This window comes from Sphingobium sp. D43FB (assembly GCF_002312805.1).
Taxonomy (GTDB): domain Bacteria; phylum Pseudomonadota; class Alphaproteobacteria; order Sphingomonadales; family Sphingomonadaceae; genus Sphingobium.
Genome location: NZ_NMUA01000134.1, coordinates 1 through 1,163 on the forward strand (window position 1 = coordinate 1; position 1,163 = coordinate 1,163).

The 1,163-nt window shown below is 62.0% G+C and carries 1 protein-coding gene; it reads right to left on the reverse strand.

The annotated features are described in order from the left end of the window. Positions 1 to 7: 7 nt before the first annotated feature. Positions 8 to 1,084 carry an ISAs1 family transposase gene (locus SxD43FB_RS23635; protein ID WP_096064165.1) on the reverse strand — a complete coding sequence of 359 codons (1,077 nt, stop codon included), beginning with the start codon at positions 1,082 to 1,084 and terminating at the stop codon, positions 8 to 10. Positions 1,085 to 1,163: the final 79 nt, after the last annotated feature.

Below are 1,163 nucleotides of genomic sequence, written 5' to 3' on the forward strand. Positions count from 1 at the left end.
GGCAGGGCTATCGCATATGACCAAGCATTGAGAGAAGGAATGCATCGTTCCAGCCCGCCCGTTTGATTTTGCCTTTGATTGATCCCTTGTCCGGGTGGGTTCTCAAGATGTTGAGCGCAAGTTTCCTGATCAGCGCGAGGTTTTGCGGGGCATGGTCCTTTCGGCTTCGCGCGGCGTCTTCGTCGAAGGCGACGTCGAGCACCCAGTGCAGCTGGTTTTCGATGGTCCAATGCGCGCGCGCGACTTCGATCAGCCGTTTGGCGGTCAAAGGCCGGGACAGAAGGAACCAGCGTTTGACCGGTGGCTCGTCCCGACCAGCGTTGCGGCGGCACGTTTCCACTTGCCCCACCGCCGCGATGCCGGGGAAGTCGAGGGTTTCGGCGGGCACCACGATCGCGTGTCGGATTTCGGTGCGATCATGGGCCGGGCCTGACCGGATCGTGGCGACATCCGCCTGCTCGCCCCTTGCGATCAGCGCTTTGGCGCTGGCCAGCAGCTTTGGCCGGTTTTCCTTGATCGCCAGGGCATAGTCGGCACCGGTTGCGAGAATGGCCTGCGCCGTGTCGGGCCGACAATGCAGGGCATCGGCGGTGACGATACAGCCGTCCAGACGCAACAGCGTCAGCACTTCCAGAACCCCGGCCACTTCGTTGCGACCGGGTGCCAGCCGCTGGCCAATGACCAGACGCTTCTCGGCTGCCCAGACGTTGACGAGATGCAGCGGCGTCGCCTTGCGCCCGCGTTCATACGCCCCGCGCAAAGCCTTGCCATCAATCGCCACCACGCCTTCGAGGGCACCTGCGAATGCCGCCGTAAAGCGTGCAAACGCCGCCTCGAACGGCTCGGGATCGAGCAACCGGAAGACCCGGCTGAACGTGTCGTGGCTCGGTGGACCATGCTCCAGATCCACCACCTGACGCAGCAGGCCCAGCTTGGCACGGGCAAACTCCGCCATATCCGTACAATCTTCGGCACCGCACAGAACCGCCGCAAGCGCAACGAAGATCAGTTCGAGAAGATTGTGCCGCGCATTGCCCGCGCGCGGATCATCAACTTCCCCAAAATATGCGGAAAAATCATCCATCGGTCGCCTCCAACTATGGAGACCACCCAAGAATCCCATTCGATCAATCGTTCAAGCCCATATGCGATTCCCCTGCCCT

What these genes read in the sequence shown, in the direction of transcription:
- SxD43FB_RS23635 (WP_096064165.1), bottom strand. Translation starts at nt 1,084, where the DNA reads ATGGATGATTTTTCCGCATATTTTGGGGAAGTTGATGATCCGCGCGCG.